17 protein-coding genes, 1 tRNA gene and 1 pseudogene are annotated in these 17593 nt (G+C 37.9%); 16 read left to right on the top strand and 3 right to left on the bottom strand.

Features of this window, described 5'->3' with window-relative positions:
- The first annotated feature begins 46 nt into the window (after nt 1–46).
- The 10 genes and pseudogenes from dapA to RRV45_RS17745 all read left to right on the top strand — a co-directional run.
- On the top strand, nt 47–940 hold the full coding sequence (dapA, locus tag RRV45_RS17790; protein ID WP_315665994.1) for a 4-hydroxy-tetrahydrodipicolinate synthase: 894 nt from the start codon (nt 47–49) through the stop codon (nt 938–940).
- Nucleotides 941–961: 21 nt separating this feature from the next.
- Nucleotides 962–2452 (top strand): aldehyde dehydrogenase family protein, encoded by a 1491-nt coding sequence (locus tag RRV45_RS17785; protein WP_315665993.1) that lies wholly within the window; start codon nt 962–964, stop codon nt 2450–2452.
- A gap of 327 nt (nt 2453–2779) precedes the next feature.
- Complete coding sequence (gene opp3b, locus RRV45_RS17780) at nt 2780–3706, top strand: oligopeptide ABC transporter permease (protein ID WP_315665992.1); 927 nt, start codon at nt 2780–2782, stop codon at nt 3704–3706.
- Complete coding sequence (opp3C, locus tag RRV45_RS17775) at nt 3706–4722, top strand: oligopeptide ABC transporter permease (protein WP_315669077.1); 1017 nt, start codon at nt 3706–3708, stop codon at nt 4720–4722. The genes opp3b and opp3C overlap by 1 nt, the downstream gene beginning before the upstream one ends.
- A 12-nt stretch (nt 4723–4734) precedes the next feature.
- Nucleotides 4735–6735 carry an ABC transporter ATP-binding protein gene (locus RRV45_RS17770; protein ID WP_315665991.1) on the top strand — a complete coding sequence of 667 codons (2001 nt, stop codon included), beginning with the start codon at nt 4735–4737 and terminating at the stop codon, nt 6733–6735.
- Between the two features lie 32 nt (nt 6736–6767).
- Nucleotides 6768–7121 (top strand): DUF3899 domain-containing protein, encoded by a 354-nt coding sequence (locus RRV45_RS17765; protein ID WP_315665990.1) that lies wholly within the window; start codon nt 6768–6770, stop codon nt 7119–7121.
- Between the two features lie 24 nt (nt 7122–7145).
- A complete protein-coding gene (locus RRV45_RS17760; protein ID WP_315665989.1) occupies nt 7146–8213 on the top strand; it encodes a M24 family metallopeptidase in 1068 nt (355 codons plus the stop codon).
- 53 nt (nt 8214–8266) lie between these two features.
- Nucleotides 8267–9949, top strand: coding sequence for a peptide ABC transporter substrate-binding protein (locus RRV45_RS17755; protein ID WP_315665988.1), 1683 nt, complete (start codon nt 8267–8269; stop codon nt 9947–9949).
- 125 nt (nt 9950–10074) lie between these two features.
- Entirely contained in the window at nt 10075–11079 is a 1005-nt protein-coding gene (locus tag RRV45_RS17750) for a proline racemase family protein (protein WP_315665987.1), read from the top strand.
- Nucleotides 11080–11114: 35 nt separating this feature from the next.
- Nucleotides 11115–11198, top strand: a pseudogene (locus RRV45_RS17745) (thiol reductase thioredoxin); the annotation flags it as partial.
- 257 nt (nt 11199–11455) lie between these two features.
- On the opposite strand, the gene RRV45_RS17740 reads toward RRV45_RS17745, so the two are convergent.
- Nucleotides 11456–12304, bottom strand: a complete 849-nt coding sequence (locus tag RRV45_RS17740) for a DUF2935 domain-containing protein (protein ID WP_315665986.1) — start codon at nt 12302–12304, stop codon at nt 11456–11458.
- Nucleotides 12305–12626: 322 nt separating this feature from the next.
- On the opposite strand from RRV45_RS17740, the gene RRV45_RS17735 reads away from it, so the two are divergent.
- From RRV45_RS17735 to RRV45_RS17720, 4 genes are all read left to right on the top strand, one after another.
- Complete coding sequence (locus RRV45_RS17735; protein ID WP_315665985.1) at nt 12627–12998, top strand: ArsR/SmtB family transcription factor; 372 nt, start codon at nt 12627–12629, stop codon at nt 12996–12998.
- Nucleotides 12999–13019: 21 nt separating this feature from the next.
- Nucleotides 13020–13517: an SRPBCC family protein gene (locus RRV45_RS17730; RefSeq protein ID WP_315665984.1), complete on the top strand. Its 498-nt coding sequence runs from the start codon at nt 13020–13022 to the stop codon at nt 13515–13517.
- Between the two features lie 87 nt (nt 13518–13604).
- On the top strand, nt 13605–14003 hold the full coding sequence (locus tag RRV45_RS17725; RefSeq protein WP_315665983.1) for a VOC family protein: 399 nt from the start codon (nt 13605–13607) through the stop codon (nt 14001–14003).
- Nucleotides 14004–14325: 322 nt separating this feature from the next.
- On the top strand, nt 14326–14769 hold the full coding sequence (locus RRV45_RS17720) for an SRPBCC family protein (protein WP_315665982.1): 444 nt from the start codon (nt 14326–14328) through the stop codon (nt 14767–14769).
- 103 nt (nt 14770–14872) lie between these two features.
- Here RRV45_RS17720 and RRV45_RS17715 read toward each other — a convergent pair.
- Nucleotides 14873–14945, bottom strand: a tRNA-Ala gene (locus tag RRV45_RS17715).
- A gap of 62 nt (nt 14946–15007) precedes the next feature.
- Complete coding sequence (locus RRV45_RS17710) at nt 15008–15703, bottom strand: MgtC/SapB family protein (protein ID WP_315665981.1); 696 nt, start codon at nt 15701–15703, stop codon at nt 15008–15010.
- A 230-nt stretch (nt 15704–15933) separates the two neighbouring features.
- On the opposite strand from RRV45_RS17710, the gene RRV45_RS17705 reads away from it, so the two are divergent.
- Nucleotides 15934–16872: a DMT family transporter gene (locus RRV45_RS17705; protein ID WP_315665980.1), complete on the top strand. Its 939-nt coding sequence runs from the start codon at nt 15934–15936 to the stop codon at nt 16870–16872.
- Nucleotides 16873–16883: 11 nt separating this feature from the next.
- Nucleotides 16884–17447, top strand: coding sequence for a GNAT family N-acetyltransferase (locus tag RRV45_RS17700; RefSeq protein ID WP_315665979.1), 564 nt, complete (start codon nt 16884–16886; stop codon nt 17445–17447).
- Nucleotides 17448–17593 lie beyond the last annotated feature (146 nt).

Raw genomic sequence — 17593 nt, 5'->3', positions numbered from 1 at the left:
TAGGTTTGAGCATACACATTTAAACATTTAAAGGAGGAAATTAAACATGACAACAATTAGAGGAGCTTACCCAGTATTAATTACACCAATGACAGAGGCACAGGAAATTGACTGGGGCGGAGTAAAAAATAATGTGAACTACTTCGTTGACCAAGGTGTTTCAGGTCTTGTTATTAACGGAAGTACTGGAGAATTTGTAAGCTTGTCAAAAGAAGAGAAGTTTCAAATGGTAGAAACAGTATTAAAAGAGGTTAACGGGCGTATCCCGGTTATCGTAGGAACTGCAGCAGAAACAACAAAAGAAACGATCGAATATACGAAGCAGGCAGAAGCACATGGTGCTGCCGGTGCCTTAATTATTAATCCATATTATATGAAGCCAAAGGAAAATGAAATCTACTACCATTTCAAAGAAGTCTCAGATGCTGTTAATATTCCTATCATGCTTTATAACAATCCATTCACTTCTGGTGTGAATATGAGCACGGAATTAATGCTGCAAATCGGAAGAGAATGCAAAAACGTTACACATATTAAAGAATCAAGTGGAGAAATTGGCAAAGTAAGAGACCTTGCTAGACAAGGAAAAGGTGATTTCGAAGTGTTCTGCGGAGCAGAAGAGCTTGTTATGGAATCTTATTTTGTTGGCGCAACAGGCTGGATTTCAGTTGCTGGGAATATCGTTCCTAAGCTTGTAACAGATATGTACAACCATTTCCAAAATGGAGAAATTGAAAAAGCATGGGAAATTAATGATCGTATTCTTCCGCTTTGCTCATTCTTAGAAGGCTCAGGCAAATATGTACAAATCGTTAAGAGAGCTATGGACCTGCAAGGATTGGCTGGCGGGCCTGCACGTTATCCGCGTTTAGGCTTATCACAAGAGGAAGAGCAAAAGCTAAAAGAACTTCTTGCAAGTTTAGAAACTATCAAAAACTAAGTTTATTGGAGGAGAGAGAACATGCAAGCGACAAATTATACGTTGAAACCGAAAGTACAGGAATTTTTAGAAGGTGTAAAAGGCCTTTATATCAACGGTGAATATGTGCAAGCTGCCAGTGGTAAAACATTTACTGTCGTCAATCCAGCTAACGAAGAAGTCATTGCGGAAGTAAGCGAAGCACAAGAGGATGATGTTGCTGTTGCAGTAGCTGCGGCAAGAAAGGCATTTGATGAAGGCGAATGGACAAAAATGGATGCAGCCGAGCGCTCCCATCTCATCTATAAATTTGCGGATCTATTAGAAGAGAACCGCGAAGAGCTTGCACAGCTAGAATCATTGGATAATGGAAAACCATACAAAGTCGCGCTTTCGGATGATGTAGACGGAACCATCCAGCACTTCCGATATTACGCTGGCTGGGCAACGAAGGTTTTTGGGAAGACAACTAATATTTCGAAAGATTATGTCACCTATACTCTTCATGAGCCAGTTGGTGTTGTGGGCCAAATTATTCCTTGGAACTTCCCGCTTGCGATGGCAGCATGGAAGCTTGGATCAGCACTTGCTGTTGGCTGTACGGTCGTCATTAAGCCGGCAAGCGAAACACCATTATCCCTGCTTTATGTAGGAAAGCTGTTTAAAGAAGCAGGCTTTCCAGATGGTGTTGTGAATATCGTTCCAGGATCGGGCAGAATTGCTGGCGAAGCGATTATCACGCATAAGGATGTCGATAAAGTCGCATTCACTGGTTCAACAGCTGTAGGAAAAGAAGTGATGAAAAAAGCTGCTGAGCAAATAAAGGGTGTAACACTAGAACTTGGCGGGAAATCACCAGCCATTATTTTAGAGGATGCCAATCTCGAGGAAGCAATAGAAGGCGCATTTAACGGAACGATGTACAATCATGGACAAAACTGTAGTGCTTGCACACGTGTATTTGTACATCGAAGTCAATATGATCATGTCGTAGAAGCTTTAGCAGAGCGAGCGAACGCACTGAAAGTTGGTCCTGGCATGGATCCTGAAACTGATATGGGACCACTCGTTTCAGCAAAACAGCAGCAAACTGTTCTTAATTATATCGAGCAAGGGAAAAAAGAAGGGGCACGCCTTGTTGCAGGCGGTGAAAAAGCATTTGATAAAGGCTATTTTGTGCAGCCAACCATCTTTGCTGATGTAGAAGATGATATGGTCATTGCCCGTGAAGAAATCTTTGGTCCAGTTATGTCAATTTTCGTTTTCGACACAATTGAGGAAGTCATTAAACGTGCGAACGACAGTGATTACGGCTTAGCTGCAAGTGTTTGGACAGAGAATATCAAGAAAGCTCACTACATTGCAGGAAAGCTTCAATCAGGTACAGTATGGATTAATGACTTTGGTCTTGAATGGGAAACGATGCCTTTCGGTGGATACAAACAATCAGGAGTCGGCCGTGAAATGGGTGGAGAGTACGGCTTGCAAAATTATACAGAAGTGAAAAGTGTTTTTGTTAATATTAAGCAGTAAATTAAAAATAATGTTTAAAAAAGAACGGGCAGCTTTTTTGAAAAAGCTGTCCGTTCTTTTTATTTTCATAATGAATCACGAGAACTGTCCCCATGATTTTGATTTACACTCTCATTAAAATAAATTTTTACACCATTAAAAAAAATTATACAATCTTGTGTAAAAAAAATTATACAAACAAAATAAAAGTATTATTCAAAAAAGTAAGTACAGTTATTATATTTGGAATTTTACCTAATTTTGTCGAAGTTGGTATAAAAATTGCATATTAATAGTAAATCCAAATCACTCGCCAGGGATTCTACATAAAAATGGAGGTGTTAAGAAATGGGGAAATACGTTTTCGGAAGAATTGGCTACATGATTATTACTTTTTTTGTTATTTCAACCTTTACTTTTTTTCTAATGCAAACTTTGCCTGGCTCGCCGTTTAATGATGAGAGACTATCCGAGTCACAAAAAGAAAGATTATATGAGCGGTATGGATTGGATGAGCCTGTACCAATTCAATATGTAAAGTACATGACAAATATTGTTAAAGGAGATTTTGGTGTTTCCTTTCAATATGATGGCCGGGCGGTAACAAATATTATTGGAGAGCGAATTGGTGCATCTGCCGTCCTCGGAGCGCAATCTATGCTTGTGGGCTGTTTAATAGGAATGATACTTGGAATTATTGCAGCAATAAAACATAATACAGCCATTGATTATATGGCGATGGTAATAGCCGTTATCGGATTGTCAGTTCCTAATTTTGTGTTTGCTGGCCTTTTGCAATATTGGGTTGGCGTTCGATTGCAATGGCTGCCAGTAGCTTTTTGGGAAGGCTTTGAGTACTCCATTTTACCAACCATTGCATTATCAGTTTTTGTTATTGCAACGATTGCAAGGTTCATGAGAACTGAAATGCTTGAAGTATTAGGGCAGGACTATATTATTACCGCTAAAGCGAAAGGGTTAAATCAATTTGCCATCGTCTTAAAGCATGGGCTTAGAAATGCAGCGATTCCAATTATCACGATATTAGGTCCGCTTACAGTTAACCTCTTAACGGGTACATTGGTTATCGAAAAGATTTTTAGTGTTCCCGGACTCGGTGAACAATTTGTTAAATCGATTATGACGAATGATTTTCCTGTTATTATGGGAGTCACCCTGTTCTATAGCATATTATTTATTGGCGTGGTGCTACTCGTTGATATTTTATATGGAGTGATTGATCCAAGGATCAGATTATCTGGGGGGACAAAATGATGTTAAACAATAAAGAAATCATAGTCACAGATGAAATGTTCCAGCCAGCAGCTTCAGAAAAAAGTCCAGAGACTATCTCACGCCCAACGATCACTTATTGGCAAGAAGTTTGGAGGCGCTTTCGAAAAAATAAAGCCGCTTTTACAGGGCTCATATTAATTACTATTATTCTAGCTTTAGCTATACTTGGCCCATTTGCAAACGAGCATGGCTATGATGAACAAAATCTAACGAGAGCGAATTTGCCGCCGAAAGCTCCTGGATTAGAACATATTCCCTGGCTCGGCTTTAATGGAACCGACATTCAAGGGGTCGATCGCTATGAAGCAAGTGGTGTTAAGGAATATTTCTGGTTTGGTACAGACAACTTAGGCAGGGATTTGTGGACAAGGGTTTGGGAAGGAACACGGATATCCCTATACATTGCCATTTTGGCAGCAACGATTGATTTAATCATTGGTGTTGCATATGGGGGCATTTCCGCTTATTATGGCGGCCGAATTGATAATGTCATGCAAAGAATTGTTGAAGTTTTAGTAGGAATTCCGAGCTTAATTGTTGTTATTCTATTAATTCTCGTTTTACAGCCGGGGATCATATCGATCACACTTGCGATGGTAATAACAGGCTGGGTGGGAATGGCCAGAATTGTCCGCGGCCAAATACTTAAGCTAAAGGAACAAGAATATGTTTTGGCATCAAGAACACTTGGAGCAAAGGATAATCGATTAATTTGGAAGCATTTAATCCCTAATACTATGGGGCCCATCATCATCACAACGATGTTCACAATCCCAACTGCTATTTTTACAGAAGCTTTTTTAAGCTTTATCGGTTTAGGGCTTCAGCCTCCGATCGCTTCATTAGGGACACTAATCAATGACGGATATAAACTATTGCGAATTTATCCGCATATGCTCGCATTCTCTTCTATTATTATCAGCTTAATTATGATCAGCTTTAATTTAATCGGAGATGGCCTTCGAGATGCCTTAGACCCTAAAATGCGCAAATAGGAGGTTGATAACGTGGAAAAAATACTAGATGTAAAAAATTTGCAAGTATCCTTTAATACGTATGCGGGGGAAGTAAAGGCGGTTCGGGGAGTTTCTTTCCATCTTAATAAAGGTGAGACACTTGCCATCGTTGGCGAGTCAGGATCAGGAAAATCGGTAACGTCAAAAAGCTTAATGAAATTGATTCCGAATCCTCCAGGAAAAATTACAGGGGGAGAGATCCTGTTTGAAGGCAAGAATTTAGTTGAGTTTTCTGAAAAGCAAATGCAGAAAATTCGCGGATCAGAAATCGCCATGATTTTTCAAGACCCAATGACTTCCCTTAACCCGACTATGACGGTTGGAAAACAAATAATGGAAAGCATCATAAAACATCAAAAGCTTACAAAGCAACAGGCAAAAGATAAGGCGATTGAGCTTTTGGATATGGTAGGAATCCCTAATGCAGAAAAAAGGTTAGCTTCCTATCCACACCAATTTTCCGGCGGGATGAGACAAAGGGTTGTTATTGCGATGGCTATTTCTTGTAATCCTAAAGTTTTAATAGCCGATGAGCCGACAACGGCACTTGACGTGACAATCCAGGCGCAAATTCTCGAACTGTTAAAAGATTTACAGAAAAAATTAGATACATCCATTATTTTTATTACTCATGATTTAGGGGTAGTCGCTAATATTGCGGACCGTGTGGCAGTGATGTATGCCGGAAAAATTATTGAGATTGGAACGGTCGATGAAATTTTTTATAATCCCCAGCATCCCTATACATGGGGGCTATTAGGGGCCATGCCAAATCTTAATGAAAAGGCAGAGGAGCTCATTACAATTCCAGGATCACCTCCTGACTTATTAAATCCGCCGATTGGAGATGCCTTTGCGAATAGGAATAAATATGCGATGAATATTGATTTTCAAATAGAGCCGCCAATGTTTAAAGTATCAGATACACATTATGCGGCAACATGGCTCCTTCATGAAAAGGCGCCAAAGATGATGCCTCCTGATGTTCTAAAAAAGCATAGACAAGAAAGTCCGAAAGAAAAACAAAAAGAACGTTTAGCTAAAAAGAGAGAGACTAAAGAAAAGCTTCTTGAAATTAAAAATTTGAAGCAGTATTTTACATCCGGATCCAATATTGTAAAGGCAGTGGATGGAATTAATTTTGATATTTATAAAGGAGAAACATTTGGACTTGTAGGGGAATCGGGATGTGGAAAATCAACAACAGGACGAACCATTATCGGGCTTTATGATGCGACAGATGGAGATATTCTCTACAATAATGAAAAAATTTCAACTAAAAAAACTTTTAGCGAAGCACAAATATTAAAGCGAAAAATCCAAATGATTTTCCAAGATCCATATTCATCATTGAATCCTAGACAGACTGTTGCAGATATTATCGCTGAAGGCATGGATATTCACGGGCTCGCTTTAAGCAAAAAGGAAAGAATAGAAAAAGTATACGAATTACTAGAAACTGTCGGATTAAATCGCGAACATGCTAACCGGTATCCACATGAATTCAGCGGTGGACAGCGTCAGAGAATTGGTATTGCAAGGGCATTAGCGGTTGACCCTGAATTTATTATTGCTGATGAGCCGATCTCTGCTCTTGATGTCTCGATTCAAGCGCAGGTCGTTAACTTAATGAAAAAGCTGCAAAAGGAAAAAGGCCTTACCTATCTTTTTATTGCCCATGATCTTTCTATGGTGAAATATATTAGTGATCGAATTGGCGTCATGTACAAAGGTAGAATGGTGGAATTAGCTGAAAGTGATGAACTCTACGATAATCCATTGCATCCATACACAAAATCACTGCTATCAGCCATTCCGCTGCCTGATCCAGAAACAGAGAAAACCCGGACGAGATTAAAATTTGATCAAAGTTTCGTTTGGGATGGGAAGGGTGAGGAACCCATTCTTAGGGAAGTAAAGGATGGACATTGGGTGGCATGCACTCAACAGGAATATGAGGAATACAAAATTCAAAACATGGATGTTATTTAGGCTAAATGTGGAAGCAGTCTGGAGGGAAAACAATGAAACGATCGATTCAATTGATTCTAATTGCGCTTATTATTTCATTCGCGGGTTCATTTTTTTCGGATGATGGAAAATGGATTAGCTTTATTAATTTTCTGTTTTTTATCTCCATTCTGCTGCTCATGCTTGGTGGAACGCTCATCGTGCTAAAAGGCGGTATGTTTGATGGGATGTTTTATAGTTTCCGGCGATTATACAGACGAACTTCTAAGCTTGAAAACTATGTGTCTGAACAAACAGGTGAATTACAAAATGCCCCCAAAAATAGTTTGAAAGGTTTATCAATTAACCCAATTATCATTTCTGGTGCTGCCTTATTCTTTTTTTCACTTATTGCTGCCTATATGTAATCAATTCAACTGGAGGCTATACAAATGAAAAGACTGGAAAAATTGAGAGAAATGTTCGATAGTTTTGGAATTGATGCAATGCTGATTACGAATGATCAAAACCGCAGATACATGACAGGGTTCACTGGATCGGCCGGATTAGTATTAATTACGAAGGAAGAAGCATTGCTAGTAGTAGATTTTCGCTATGTAGAACAAGCAAATGAGCAGGCTAAAGATTTTTCGATTATTCAAGTAAGCACGAAAGCGGAATTGCTTGCTGAAATAGTTCGCCAAACAGAGCAACTAAATATATCGAAGCTTGGCTTCGAACAAACTCATGTCAGCTTTTATTCCTATTCCGAATACCAAAAAAAATTACGTGCAGAATTGGTTCCTCTAACAGGAGCGATTGAAAAGCTTCGGATGATTAAGGATGAAGAGGAGATAAGCATTATTAGAGAAGCGGCGGGAATAGCGGATGCTGCCTTCACACATATTCTCGAGTTTATCAAGCCAGGAATCACAGAAATAGAAGTTTCCAATGAGTTAGAAGCATATATGAGGAATCTTGGGGCAACTTCGTCAGCATTTGATACGATCGTTGCGTCAGGACACCGCGGTGCCTTTCCACATGGTGTGGCAAGTTCAAAAGTGATTGAAAAAGGCGATATGGTGACACTTGACTATGGCGCCTATTACAAAGGATATCGTTCAGACATTACGAGAACGGTAGCAGTTGGCGAACCGAGTGAGGACTTAAAAGGAATTTACAACATTGTTCTTGAAGCGCTAACAAAAGCTCTGGATGGAATTAAACCAGGCATAACGGGCAAAACAGCAGATGCATTTTCAAGGGATTTCATCACCGAAAAAGGATATGGAAAACAATACGGTCATGGCTCCGGGCATGGCATTGGATTGGATATCCATGAAGAACCATTCAAAAATGTGAATTGCGAAATCGTTATAGAATCAGGCATGGTTTTGACTGTTGAGCCAGGAATATACATACCAAATCTTGGCGGTGTGCGAATTGAGGATGATATTTTAATAACCGTAGATGGGAATGAAATTATCACGAAATCACCGAAGGAATTAATTGTTTTATAGAAATAGTTGCAGCCAACTATCCTAATACACACATCTAACTAGGGGGAAGTTTTATGAAAATGAAAAGTACGTTTATTCTTGCTTTGATGCTTCTATTAAGTTCTTTTTTAACAGGATGCTACGGAGGAGGAAGTAAAAATACAGCCACAGAAGAAAAACCGCAACAATCCAGTGATGGTACAACCGAAGCGCCAAGTGAGCAAGTTCTAAATCTAGTGGAGGGCGGGGAAGTCCCGACTCTTGACACTCTTGGTTTATTTGATGCCCTATCAAGCAGAACTATGAATAATATTTTTGAAGGACTTTACAGATTAGATGAATCTCATGCCCCAGTGGCAGGAATGGCCGAAAGTCATGAGGTAAGTGAGGATGGAAAGGTTTTTACCTTTCATATTCGATCTGATGCAAAATGGAGTAATGGAACACCTGTAACAGCAAAGGATTTTGAGTATGCATGGAAAAAAGCGATCAATCCAGATACTCTATCTACTTATTCTTATCTATTTAACGACATCAAGAATGCTGCAGCCATTCAGGACTCTGAAAATAGTTTGTATGGAAAAGTCGATGAACTAGGGGTAAAGGTAATTGATGACAGTACCTTACAGGTTGAATTAGATCATCCTGTGCCATATTTTTTAAGTCTCATTACGTATCCAGTATTTTTCCCGCAAAATAAGGAATTTGTTGAAGCGGAAGGCGACCAATATGCACTAGAAGTAGAAAATCTCCTTTATAACGGTCCTTTCGTTTTGGATTCTTGGGAACATGAGGTTGGCTGGACTTATAAGAAAAATCCAACCTATTGGGATGCTGCGACAGTTAAGCTAGACACCATCAATGTAAAAGTTGTTAAAGAAGCAGGAACAAGGGTAAACCTGTATGACACAGGAAAAATTGATCTAACAGAGATTACTTCTGAATTTATTGGCCAATATGCAAGTACACCAGATTTCCATACTTTGCTGAAGCCAGAAGTATTCTTTATCCGAATGAATCAACAGAATAAATACTTAGCTAATGTAAATATCCGTAAGGCAATTGATATGGGGTGGGATAAGAAAGCTGCTGCAGAAAGCCTGTTAAATAACGGATCTGTGCCTGCTTATTATTTAGTTCCTAAAGAATTTGCCTTTGATGAAAGCGGGAATGACTTCCGTGCAAAATATCCTGGTTTTAATGGGGACGGAGTAGAGAAAGCGAAGGAATATTGGGAAAAAGGGTTAGAAGAACTTGGTGTTGAAAGCATTGAGTTGGAGTTTTTAAGCTACGACAGCGAGGAAAGAAAACGCGTCAGCGAATATTTCAAAAATCAGTTAGAGACCAATTTGCCTGGCTTAACGATTAAGATCAATCAGCAGCCTAATAAGCAAAAGCTAGCCTTAGAATCAAGCCTGCAATATGATCTTACTTATTCTGGCTGGGGCCCGGATTTCCAAGACCCAATTACATTTATGGATCTTTATCTATCTGATGGCCCATATAACTGGTCAAATTACGGGAACGAGAAATTCGATGGTCTCATAACAGAAGCAAAAACAAATCCAACTGATGTTCAAAAAAGATGGGAAAATATGCAGGAAGCTGAAAGAATCCTCATCGAAGAGGATGCAGCCATTTCTCCGATGTACCAATCGGGTCTTGCCCAGTTGAAAAAGCCATATGTTAAAGGATATGTAGCTCACCCATTCGGAGTATTTGCTTCTTATAAGTGGACTTATATTGAAGAGAAATAATTTTATATATTCATATTCTTAGTCCATTCTATGGAACGGACTAAGAATATAAAAAAGGATTTAATATGATTTAAGTTCTAATAATACTCGTTCGAATAAAAATTATTTTAATTGGAGGTAATTCCATGAACTTCAGCAAAATGTTTACAACTGTTGATTTGCATGTTGCAGGAGAACCATTACGTGTTATTACTGGCGGATTTCCTGAAATAAAAGGTAACACTCAATTGGAAAGACGCGCATACTGCATGGAGCACTTAGACCATTTACGTGAGACATTAATGTACGAACCACGCGGCCATCATGGAATGTATGGCTGTATCATTACTCCTCCAGCAAGTCCGCATGCTGATTTCGGTGTGCTGTTTATGCATAATGAAGGATGGAGTACGATGTGTGGACACGGGATTATAGCAGTGATGACCGTTGGAATTGAGACCGGAATGTTTGATCTGTCTGGCGGAAAAGAGAAGTTTATTATTGATAGTCCTGCGGGCGAAGTGATTGCCTATGCAAAATATAGTGGAAACCAAGTAGAATCAGTCTCTTTCGAAAATGTACCTTCATTTGTATATAAGAAGGATGTTCCCGTGAAAATTGACGGTTATGAATTTAATGTCGATATCGCTTTTGGCGGCGCATTCTATGCAGTAGTTGACAGTAAAGAAATGGATTTAAAGGTGAACTTTAAGGATATAGCAGCTATTCAAACATGGGGAGGTAAAATTAAACATTATATCGAGAGTCAGATGGAGGTCAAACATCCGCTTGAGCCAGGATTAAAGGGAATCTATGGAGTAATCTTTTCTGATGAGCCTAATAAAGAAGGGGCAGATCTGCGTAATGTTACTATTTTTGCGGATGAGCAAGTGGACCGTTCCCCATGCGGAACAGGCACATCGGCAAGAGCTGCGACCCTCGTAGAGCAAGGCCGGTTAAAAGAGGGAGAAAGCTTTGTTCATGAATGTATTACGGATGGACAATTTATTGGTGAAGTATTATCACTTACAAAAGTAGGGGACTATGACGCCGTTGTTCCAAGAGTATCCGGTCAGGCATACATTACAGGGTTCCACCAATTTGTGGTAGACCCAAGGGATCCATTGAAACAGGGGTTTTTATTGGCTTGATGCTTGAATTTGGCAGTGTTCGAGTTTAGCAGATCAAAAATGGCGAAAAGCTTGCCCATTTACATAGTGCCAATGCAAAAACGCCAATGCAAGTAAAAGAATTCTTAAACAATCTGTAGAAAATGAAAAAGCTAATCGAAGTCCCTCGATTAGCTTTTTTGTTCATTTATGTTTAATAAAAGGGTAGCCTTCATAAGTAAAAAAGGTGCTGAGCTTTCATATGGCACATCTCTTTTTCCAATATAGTCTTTGTAATCAACATTTGCATCAACTGAGCCAAAGGAACTAAATCAAAAATCATGAAAAGTCTAACCGACTAGCAATTACACTAATAAGGCCGTTAGAATTGCTTGAAACTCGCTCCGAATTTCATAAATTAAATAATTCGAGGTTTTGCTCCTGTGAGATGTGCTTCGAACATATCAATAATTTCTAGGAATCTTTCAGCTTCTCGGAAGACATGGTCCGCCAACAGAGGGTGAATAATGCTTTTGATTTTACATTCTTCGATTAATTCCCTTGCTGTTTTCTTAAAGTCCCTTAGAGAAACGACAGACACACGATTCTGATCTAGGAACTGATCATAAAGAGGTACAGTATTAGACTGGGGCCTCATAGAATCTAAGTCTCTTGCTTGGAAAATTAATTGATCAAAATCATGACTGAAATTCCGTGCTAAGTCAATCAGCTTTCTTTCTGAAGGATCAAGAAGATGTCCGATAAACTGTGCATGATCCCCCATAATCCTTAAGAAGAAAATATTCTCCTTAATAATTGCATCAGGAAGCGGCTTCAGTTTTCCCTCATTTAATTCAATTAACCGTTTTCTAAAGTAATTGGCTTCTCTGCTAACATGATCAACTAATAAAGGGAAATTATTTGCACCAGGCATTTTGCAGGATAGGATTAAGCCTAATACTTTTCGCTTAAAAGCAAAAATATTGGTTGCTGCCTGCATAACTTCGGTATTAAACCTTCGTATTTGTTCAGGAGCCGCTTGATCAGTAAAAGCATGGGCCTGCTGTTCAATTTGCTCAAACACTTGAAAAAACTGATTTGCCTCCGCAATTAATTGCGTATCCTCAGCTCTAAAACCCAATCGAAGAAATAGTGAATGCTCCTTCATAATCCTCGACCAAAAACGAATCTCGTCTAAAGAGCGTGAAACAAACATAACTGGAGAAATTTGTGTCTGTTGTTGTGGAGATTGCTCATACATAGTCATACTAATCCCCCTTTAAATAATTATTTGTCTCTAAAACTTATTATCTAAATTGTTGAATATACATTGTCCTATTAAAATAAGAATCAAAAATAATAGAAAAAGAGGTGCTGCCAAATTAATTTGGTACACCTCTTTTTCCGATTCACTAAGTAATAATTAATAAATTTGAAATAGAATATTCCGTGGCTAATCCAATTGTATGTTTATTTGTACTATAAACACACGATTTTTACGGAATGTTCAGGTAATAAACATCAACAGGTGAAGGCTGATGAGTTAAAGGTCCACTAAGTTGTTTTTATATTTAACCAAATAGTTGAATATGGAAATTATATCTGCTATATTTAACTACATGGTTAACCATAATAATGATCATTTAAATAAAATTTTTCATGCTTTAGCTGATTCAACAAGAAGAGAAATGGTTCATATGATGGCGCAAAAAGAAAGAACAGTTTCCGAATTAGCAGAGCCTTTTGATATGTCCCTGGCTGGGATTTCAAAGCATATTAAGGTTCTTGAGGGAGCAAAATTAGTGGAAAGGAGTGTAAATGGAAGAACTCACATATGTCGCTTAAATACTGAATCATTATCTCAAGCTAAGGAATGGCTCCAATTTTATGAGAAATTTTGGAGCAATCGTTTTGATCTTCTGGAAAGTGAGTTATTGAAAGCCAAGAAGAAAGAACACTAAATCGCTCGGAAGGAGAATTTAATGAATAACATCTCAACTACAACATTAAAAATGATAAGAGAATTTAATGTAGAACCTGAAAGAGTTTTTGACGCATGGTTGAATCCTGTAATGATGAAAAAGTGGTTTTTTACATTAGAAGGGACGAACAAGGTCGCACGGAATGACCCCAAAGTAGGAGGAGATTGGGAGATCGTGGACCATAGAGAGGGGAAAGATTATCGAGCAGTAGGAGAATACCTTGAAATTGATCCGCCAAAAAAATTGGTATTTACTTTTAAAATGCCTCAATTTAGTGAGTTAGAAGATATAATAACTGTTGAGATAAAAGAAATTTCTACAGGATGTGAAATGACTTTTACCCAGCTCATCCACGTTTCTCCAGAAGAAAACTGGACAAAAGCAGATATTGAAAAAGCTCTAGGAGAGTATCATGATGGGTCTGAACATGGTTGGAACTTAATGTTTATGGGACTCAAAGAACTAGTTGAAACTGGAGATATCAGCTATAAAGGTTGATGTCCATATTAAATTAAAGTCACCTTACGTTCATTCATTATATTAATTAATGTATGCTTTAATTAAGAATCAAGGAGTTGGTATTTAATGGTAAAGGTTAAACCATTCTTAATGTTTCAAGATGGTAAAGCAGAAGAAGCGATGAATTATTACATATCAATCATTGACGATTCAGAAATTACAAGTATTGTTCGCTATGGAGCGAATGAAACTGGAGACGAAGGAACTGTCATGCAAGCTACTTTTTCTTTAAAAGGGCAAGAATTTATGTGCATTGACAGTAATGTGAAGCATCAGTTTTCCTTTACTCCTTCATTCTCTATTTTTGTTACTTGTGATACAGAAGAAGAAATTAACAACCTATATCAGAAACTCATCGAGGGTGGGCAAGCACTTATGCCAATTGGTAATTATGGTTTTAGTCAAAAGTTTGGTTGGCTAAATGATCGGTTTGGAGTATCGTGGCAACTAAATCTTCCTTCGTGAAAGTCTTAAGTGGTTTCATAAAAATTCATTTTGTGAAGTATTGTACTTAAACTAATGGATGCTTTAGTTAGCAATCAAAAGGCATTAATCACTATTTTGAACTTCCATAAAAATGGGCGCAATTCTGCAGCAAGAATTGTGCTTTTTCTTTATGTAATTGGCAATATTCTTGAATAACAGTTGGAAATTGATTTGGGTATATATGTGAATAAGTAGAGATCTTGAAAGATGTATTTAAAGTAACTATGCAGGATTGCTGAACTAAAAAAGTTAGTAGAGGTTATTGAATAAAGAAAATTAAGGGATATGGAGGATAGTGAAAATGCCAGACATACACCATAAAACCTACATTAAAGTACCTTTAGAAGAAGTGTATAAAACAGTTTCAACATCTCAAGGTTGGAATGCTTGGTTTACAGATGACACATCGCTAGAGATAAACCCAGATGGAACTGGTGAGATACGTTTGAGATGGACAAATTTCGGTAGTGAAAATATAAATATTGAAGATGGGGGGAAGATACTTGAGGCAACTCCAAACAAAAGATTTGTTTTTCAATGGTCACCAGGAGAACAAAATTCAACAGTAACCTTTAAACTTGAGCCTTATAAAGACGGAACATTAGTAGTTCTTAATGAGACAGGCTATACTAATTCAGAAAAAGACTTAAAAGCCTGTATTGGATGTGCTGTAGGTTGGGGAGAAGCTTTAACACTTTTAAAGATATACTTAGAGTATGGAATTGTCTATAAACAGGATTTATAATTCTTGAAGTTATTTGGTTTACGGAATCTTCGAAAAGTAATGTACATAAGGTTTGATAAAAGCTAAAAAAGAAAAACCCTTGCTACACAAGGGTTTCCGATTATGGAGAATAGGGGGCTCGAACCCCTGACCTCTACGCTGCCAGCGTAGCGCTCTCCCAGCTGAGCTAATTCCCCGATTGAACGGTACAAGAAAAATTATATCCGCATTCGGGGTTTTTGGCAAGAGGTAATTTTGTCTACTGCAAACTTTCAATTTCGACACTGCGTACCCCGCTTAATTGAGAGACGCTGTAATAGACATCAGTTATGCTTTTCTTTTTATTTACCGTTACAACCAGCTGGATTAGGTGCTTTCCTCCTTCCAAGTCCTTAATTCTTACGCGTTTGATAGAGATTTTTATGTCTTTTATAGCGGAAAGAATATCGGCAATGTTTTCCTTATCGGTCACCTTAAGCTGAAGGGTAATTTCTTTTTCCCTTAATTGCCTAGGTCCCAAAAGGGCCATGAAAAATGGAATGACTTCAACACTGATGATGAGTAAAGCAACGCCTGCCATAGCCTCCAGATAGAAGCCTGCACCTACCGCAATTCCAATCCCAGCTGCCCCCCAAATTAATGCAGCAGTTGTTAAACCGGATATGCTATCGTTTCCTCTTCTTAAAATAACACCCGCACCTAGAAACCCAATGCCAGATACGATTTGGGCAGCCAGTCGCAGAGGATCCATTTGAATATTAACGCCTTCCTTTCCGGGAAATATGTAGGCTGATTCAATGGATACGATTGTTAATAAGCAGCTCACGATGGAAATAACGAGACTTGTTTTAAGGCCAACTGGTTTTCTTTTTAATTCCCGCTCAATTCCGATAACCAGCCCAAGAACGGCGGATATTCCAAGTTTCATTAATATTTCTAATTCTAATTCACTCATAATATCCCTGCTTCCTAAAAATTTTTGGATGATAGGGGATAAGAGCTGGCGCGGCTCCATTTCTGATTATACCTAGTTCTTTTAACATCAATTTATGTTAAATATGACATACCCTTTAAATCAATTCCTAAAACTCCCTAAAGAATAATATAGTAAAATAATAGATAAAATATTTCTTTGGATGTAATATAGGGTGTGGCTTAAAATTATTGAATTAAGGAGTTGCATCTATGTCAGACATCAAAATAAATCCTTATGTGGCTCTTGCTATCGGCGTATTGTCAGTCTCCACATCTGCTATTCTTGTAAAAGTTTCATCGGCTCCTTCTGGTGTTATCGCTTTTTACCGCTTACTATTTACGGTTTTATTTATGTTGCCTATTTTTCTAATAAAGTATGTTCCAGAACTTCGTCTTATTACAAGGCGGGATTGGTTATTTTCTATAATCGCTGGTGTATTCCTAGCCTTTCATTTTATTCTTTGGTTTGAATCATTAAATTACACGTCAGTTGCCAGCTCAACCGTATTAGTAACACTTCAGCCATTATTTGCTTTTGTAGGAACATATTTTTTCTTTAAGGAAAAGTTCTCTCTGAAAGCAATAATAAGCAGTGTTATTGCTGTATTAGGAAGTGTAGTAATCAGCTGGGGAGATTTTAAAATTAGCGGATCTGCATTATTTGGAGATATTTTGGCCTTGATTGCTTGTGCATTAATTACAGCGAATCTATTGTTTGGTCAAGACGTTAGAAAAAGACTGTCGCTCGTTACCTATACTTTTATTGTTTATAGTATAAGTACTATAACATTGTTTATATATGTAATCATCAAACAGGAACCATTATTGCCATACCCGACAAGTGATTGGGTTTATTTTATCCTTCTTGCGCTTTTTCCAACACTAATGGGTCATACGATATTTAACTGGTCATTAAAATGGCTGAGTACTTCTACTATTTCGATGGCCATTTTATTCGAACCGGTTGGTGCGGCTCTTTTAGCATATTATCTATTACAAGAATCTGTGAGCTGGTCTCAAATTATTGGAGGCTGCATTATTATTATCGGGGTTTCATTATTTTTATTAGATGAACGAAGACTTAACTTAAGGGAATTAAAGAAAAAAACATCTCTTAATAGTACACTTAAAGAAAATGTACGAAATTAAGGAGATAAAAAATGGGGTTTAATAAAGCTTTTACAAATTTTCCGAGATTGGAAACGGAAAGAGTTATATTAAGAAAGCTTCAAATGAATGATGCTCCAGGTATGTTTAGTTATTTTTCAAAAGAAGAAGTGACAAAGTTTTATGATCTTGCTACTTTTACTTCTGAAAAACAAGCGGAAGATTTAATAGAAAGCTTGCTGTATAAATACGAAAATAGAAAACAAATTCGCTGGGCAATTGTTTTGAAAGAAACAGGGCAGTTCATTGGTACATGTGGCTTCCATGAAATTGAGGAAGAACATTGGAAAGCCGAAATTGGGTATGAACTTCATCCTGATTACTGGGGAAAAGGGATCATGACCGAGGTGATTCATGCTGTCGTACAATACGGTTTAATAGAAATTGGATTAAATCGAATTGAAGCAATCTTTGATCCAAGAAATAGTTCATCAAAGAAAGTATTAGAGAAGAACGGGTTTGAATTTGAAGGACTCTTAAAGAAAAAATTTTTAAAAAAAGGGCAGTTTGTAGACGGTGTTATTGCCGCGATATTAAAAGAAGATGAGGAAACATAATCCCCCCAAAGTATGGGGGATTTTTTGTGCTAAACAAATAAATAAGTCAATGCAGAGAATAGAAAACCGGATGTCACTGAAAAAATAAAGGTTCCTCCGTAAATCTTACCTTCTGAATTGGCAATTCTTATGCCCTCTATATATGA

It is taken from the genome of Bacillus sp. DTU_2020_1000418_1_SI_GHA_SEK_038, assembly GCF_032341175.1.
In the GTDB taxonomy this organism is placed as follows: Bacteria; Bacillota; Bacilli; order Bacillales; family Cytobacillaceae; genus Cytobacillus.
This window is presented reverse-complemented; position numbering and strand designations above follow the sequence as displayed.

Excerpts from the sequence above, each read along its gene's own strand:
- RRV45_RS17750 (WP_315665987.1), top strand. The coding sequence starts at position 10,075 with ATGAACTTCAGCAAAATGTTTACAACTGTTGATTTGCATGTTGCAGGA.
- opp3b (WP_315665992.1), top strand. The coding sequence starts at position 2,780 with ATGGGGAAATACGTTTTCGGAAGAATTGGCTACATGATTATTACTTTT.
- RRV45_RS17710 (WP_315665981.1), bottom strand. The coding sequence starts at position 15,703 with ATGAGTGAATTAGAATTAGAAATATTAATGAAACTTGGAATATCCGCC.
- RRV45_RS17740 (WP_315665986.1), bottom strand. The coding sequence starts at position 12,304 with ATGACTATGTATGAGCAATCTCCACAACAACAGACACAAATTTCTCCA.
- RRV45_RS17735 (WP_315665985.1), top strand. The coding sequence starts at position 12,627 with ATGGAAATTATATCTGCTATATTTAACTACATGGTTAACCATAATAAT.
- RRV45_RS17700 (WP_315665979.1), top strand. The coding sequence starts at position 16,884 with ATGGGGTTTAATAAAGCTTTTACAAATTTTCCGAGATTGGAAACGGAA.
- RRV45_RS17760 (WP_315665989.1), top strand. The coding sequence starts at position 7,146 with ATGAAAAGACTGGAAAAATTGAGAGAAATGTTCGATAGTTTTGGAATT.
- RRV45_RS17765 (WP_315665990.1), top strand. The coding sequence starts at position 6,768 with ATGAAACGATCGATTCAATTGATTCTAATTGCGCTTATTATTTCATTC.
- RRV45_RS17785 (WP_315665993.1), top strand. The coding sequence starts at position 962 with ATGCAAGCGACAAATTATACGTTGAAACCGAAAGTACAGGAATTTTTA.
- RRV45_RS17755 (WP_315665988.1), top strand. The coding sequence starts at position 8,267 with ATGAAAATGAAAAGTACGTTTATTCTTGCTTTGATGCTTCTATTAAGT.
- opp3C (WP_315669077.1), top strand. The coding sequence starts at position 3,706 with ATGTTAAACAATAAAGAAATCATAGTCACAGATGAAATGTTCCAGCCA.
- RRV45_RS17725 (WP_315665983.1), top strand. The coding sequence starts at position 13,605 with ATGGTAAAGGTTAAACCATTCTTAATGTTTCAAGATGGTAAAGCAGAA.
- dapA (WP_315665994.1), top strand. The coding sequence starts at position 47 with ATGACAACAATTAGAGGAGCTTACCCAGTATTAATTACACCAATGACA.
- RRV45_RS17720 (WP_315665982.1), top strand. The coding sequence starts at position 14,326 with ATGCCAGACATACACCATAAAACCTACATTAAAGTACCTTTAGAAGAA.
- RRV45_RS17730 (WP_315665984.1), top strand. The coding sequence starts at position 13,020 with ATGAATAACATCTCAACTACAACATTAAAAATGATAAGAGAATTTAAT.
- RRV45_RS17705 (WP_315665980.1), top strand. The coding sequence starts at position 15,934 with ATGTCAGACATCAAAATAAATCCTTATGTGGCTCTTGCTATCGGCGTA.